This is a genomic window from Nocardia sp. NPDC004722, assembly GCF_053601505.1.
Map to the genome: position 1 here is coordinate 1 of NZ_JBSGBY010000697.1, position 4,120 is coordinate 4,120.

Below are 4,120 nucleotides of genomic sequence, written 5' to 3' on the forward strand. Positions count from 1 at the left end.
CGGCGACCGCCCTCGCCGCGGCCTGCGCCGCGGGCCTGTGGGTGCTGCGGCGGCGCCGCCCCGAAGGCGATCCCGCGACCTGAGTCCGCCCGGCCTGGGTACCGTTGCGGGCATGAACAACCTGCTGCACCGGATTCTGGATATCGCGCCGATCTGGGTGTATCTCGTCGTCACCCTGCTGGTGTTCGCCGAGGACGCGATCTTCATCGGCTTCGTGATCCCGGGTGAGACGGCGGCGGTGCTGGGCGGGGTGGCCGCCAGCCAGGGACACGTGGTGCTCGGCGTGATGATCGTGCTGGTGGTGGCCGCCGCGATCCTCGGCGACAGTGTGGGTTACGAGGTCGGCAAGCATGTCGGCCCCAGGCTGCTGCAGATCAAACTGCTCGACCGCCACCGCGGCCGCCTCGACCAGGCCCAGGACTATCTGGCCCGGCGCGGCGGCTGGGCGGTGTTCCTGGGCCGCTTCACCGCGTTCTTCCGGGCCATGATGCCCGCCCTCGCCGGCACCTCCCGCATGCCCTACCGGCGCTTCCTGGTGTTCAATGCGGCCGGTGGAATCGTCTGGGGCACAACGTTCGTGGTGCTCGGCTATGTGGCCGGGCAATCCTACGAGAAGGTGGCCAAGACGGTCGGGCGCGACCTGGCCATCGGCGTCGCGGCCATCGTGATCCTGGGCCTGATCATCTGGAAGGTGCGCGAGCGCCGCCGCGAGCGCAGCTTCGAGGCCGAGTACGAAGCCACTCACGAGGCGAAGCACGAGAGCTAGACCAGCGCGGGCTCGGGGCGCTGCGGCTCGCTGCCGGGTTGCGGTCCGTCTTGCGGCTCCTCTTGCGGCCCTTCGAGATTCAGCGTCGGCAGTACCCGGTCCAGCCCGCGCGGCAGCCACCAGGCCCGGCGACCCAGCAGCGCCAGCACCGCTGGAACCAGGGTCAGTCGCACCGCGAAGGCGTCCACCAGCACCCCGACCGCCAGCGCGAACGCGATCGGTTTGATCAGGGCGTCGTCGGTCGGCACGAAGGACGCGAAGACCACCACCATGATGGTCGCCGCCGCCGTCACCACCCGGGCATTGTGCCGGGTGCCCTCGACGATCGCGGACTTCGCGTCACCGGTGTGCAGCCATTGTTCGCGAATACCGGACACCAGGAACACCTGGTAGTCCATGGCCAGCCCGAACAGCACGCCCACCAGGATGATCGGCAGGAAGCTCACCACCGGACCGACCTTGGTGACCCCGAACAGGTCTGCGGCCCAACCCCATTGGAACACCGCCACCGTGGTGCCCAGCGCCGCCGCGACCGACAGCAGGAAGCTGGCCGCCGCTTTCACCGGCACCGCGATCGAGCGGAACACCACGATCAGCAGCACCAGGCTCAATCCGACGACGATCGCCAGGAACGGCAGCAGCGACGACGAAAGCCGTTGCGAGACATCGATGGTGACCGCGGTGTCGCCGGTGACGGCCACCTGCGCATCCGGGACCGACGCGGGCACGTGGTCGCGGATGGTGTGCACCAGATCGGCGGTCTGCTGAGATTCGGGCGCACTGGATGGCACCGCCAGGATCAACGACTGCCCCGCCCGCTGGGTCGGCTGCGGTGCGGCGACATAGGCGACATCGGGCAGCTTGCGCACGGCGTCGGCGACCGTCGCGGCGGAGCGGGTATCACCCTCCGGCGCGTCCACGACCACCACCAACGGGCCGTTGAAACCGGGCCCGAACTTCTCGGCGATGGTGTCGTACGCCTGCCGCTGACCGGACGAGGTCGCCGCGGAACCGTTATCGGGCAACGCCGTTCGCAGCGATGCCACCGGCAGGGCGAGCAGAATCAGCGCACCGGCCACGGCCACCACGGTGACCAGCGGCCGCGCCGTCACCAGCCGCGCCCACCGCGCACCCATGCTGTCCCGGCGCGGGGCGTTCGTGCGTGGGGCGGAGTCGTTCGTGCCCATGGTGATCCGGCGATGAGTTCGCGAGCCCGGCCGCGGAGCCAGTCGGCCACCGGCGAATCCGGCCAGCGCGGGCAGCAATGTGAGCGCCACCGCGACCGCGACCAGCACCGCGCCGGAGGCGGCCAGACCCATGACGGTCAGGAAGGGGATGCCGATCACGCTGAGCGCGGCCAGCGCGATGATCACCGTGATACCCGCGAAAACCACGGCGCTGCCCGCGGTCTCATTGGCGCGGCGCGCCGACTCCCGGGGCGGGAGTCCGGCTGCGAGCTGGGAGCGATGCCGCGACAGGATGAACAGCGCGTAGTCGATACCCACCGCCAGGCCCAGCATGAGCGCCAGCGTCAGCGCGGTCGAGGAGATCGGCACCACGGCCGCCAGCCCGAGCATCCCGCCCACCGTCACGGCGATCCCGAAAACCGCTGAGAGAATGGGCATTCCGGCCGCCAGCAGCGACCCGAAGGTGATCAGCAGCACCAGCACCGCCACCGCGAGCCCGATCACCTCGGTGATGCCGGGGTGCATCTCACCCACGCCGTAGGCGGAACCGCCGACCGAAACATCCAGTCCGGCTTGGCGTGCCGGATCGGCCGAACGTTCCACCGCATCCCGCGCGGTGCTGGTCACCTTGGACCGGTCACCGTCGAAGTGCACGACACCGATCGCGGTCCGCTGATCCGGTGAGACCATCCCCGCCTGCTGCGGTGCGGTCACCCCGATCGCGCCCGGCGCGGTGCCCGCCGCCTGCAAGGTCTGCCCGATGGCCGTTTTGTAGGGCGCTTCGGAGATGAGGTGACCCGCCGGTGCGGTGAACACGATCTGCGCGTTCGCCCCCGCCGCATCCGGCGCGGTCTGCGAGAGCGTGTCCAGCGCCCGCTGGGACTCGGCCCCCGGCACGGTGAAGCGGTCGTCGAGGCGGCCGCCGGCGAACACGGCCCCGCCCACGACGGCGATCAGCAGGACGGCCCAGATCGAGACGACCAGGCCACGGTGTCGGAAGGCGAAGTCGCCGATCCGGCCCAGCAGTGCGCTCATCGAAGAATCCTCTCGGCGGAATGCGGTGGTGGTGACGGGCGAGACAGGATGTTGACGGGTGTGAACTTTATGGGTGTTAACTTGCCCTGCGATCTGTACGGGTGTCAACATCGATGTTGTGGACATCACCGACGATGCGGCCGCCCGACCGGTGCGCGAGGGTCCCTACCATCACGGCGACCTGCGCAACGCCCTCGTGCTCGCCTCCGCGCGACTCGCCGAGATCGGCGGCCCCGCCGCGGTCACCGTCCGCGCCGCCGCCCGCGCGGTCGGCGTCACCGCCACCGCCGCCTACCGGCACTTCAGCGGCCACGAGGAACTCCTCGCCGCCGTCCACGACCACGCCGGTGACCTGCTCTTCGACGCCATCTCGGGCGCGATGAAAAACGTTGCCGAACAAGACGATCCGACCGCGACCGCGATCGCCGCGCTGGCCACCGCGGGCCGCGCCTACATCGAATACGCCGACCGCGAACGCGGCCTGTTCCGAACCGCCTTCTGCGGCAGCGACATCGACCAGACCAAGGACGTGCGCGAGGACCCCATCTTCGTGCTCATCGGCGTCGGCCTGGACGCCTTCGTCGCCTCGGGATTCATGGACCCGCGCCAGCGCCCCGGCGCGGAATTCACCGCCTGGGCCGCCGTGCACGGACTGGCCACCCTCATCGTCGACGGCCCGCTCGCCGACGCCGAACCCGCCGAACGCGAGGCGGCCATCGACCACGCCGTGGCCACCATCCTGCGCGGCTTCGCCACCGGTCCGCACGCCGAGCCGTATCGCAGCACCGACCCGCACATCGCCCTCCCGGCCTGAACCCGCGAGACCCAGCGCGGGCGTGCCGAATTCACCGGTGTGTCGGAAACCCGTAAGGTGGCAGCGTTTTGATGTCGTGGTCCACCGCGCACATCTGTGCTGACCCCGAGGATTTCGCGTGCTCAACCCGCTCGGCACGGTGCCCCGCACCGGCATCCCCGCCCACCTGGCCGCCGACATGACCATGGACGAGCAGTACGAATGGCATCGCTCGTTCCTGAAGCGGCATCGGGTCAGCCGCCGGAACTTCCTGTGGGGCAGCGCGGCCGCGGCCATGGCGGCCGGGCTCGGCTCCGCCTTCGGCGGCCGCGGCGTCGC

The 4,120-nt window shown here is 70.3% G+C and carries 4 protein-coding genes; 3 read left to right on the forward strand and 1 reads right to left on the reverse strand.

Going from position 1 to position 4,120, the window contains the following annotated elements; genetic code table 11:
- The first annotated feature begins 112 nt into the window (after positions 1–112).
- Positions 113–766 (forward strand): DedA family protein, encoded by a 654-nt coding sequence (locus ACWELQ_RS40040; RefSeq protein WP_452402214.1) that lies wholly within the window; start codon positions 113–115, stop codon positions 764–766.
- On the opposite strand, the gene ACWELQ_RS40045 is transcribed toward ACWELQ_RS40040, so the two are convergent.
- Positions 763–2,988: an MMPL family transporter gene (locus tag ACWELQ_RS40045; RefSeq protein WP_452402215.1), complete on the reverse strand. Its 2,226-nt coding sequence runs from the start codon at positions 2,986–2,988 to the stop codon at positions 763–765. The two genes, ACWELQ_RS40040 and ACWELQ_RS40045, sit on opposite strands and share 4 nt — an antisense overlap.
- Before the next feature lie 118 nt (positions 2,989–3,106).
- Here ACWELQ_RS40045 and ACWELQ_RS40050 point away from each other — a divergent pair, with 118 nt between their 5' ends.
- Complete coding sequence (locus tag ACWELQ_RS40050; RefSeq protein ID WP_452402216.1) at positions 3,107–3,802, forward strand: TetR-like C-terminal domain-containing protein; 696 nt, start codon at positions 3,107–3,109, stop codon at positions 3,800–3,802.
- Positions 3,803–3,980: 178 nt separating this feature from the next.
- A partial coding sequence (locus ACWELQ_RS40055) for a twin-arginine translocation signal domain-containing protein (RefSeq protein ID WP_452402217.1) occupies positions 3,981–4,120 on the forward strand: 140 nt, incomplete at its 3' end.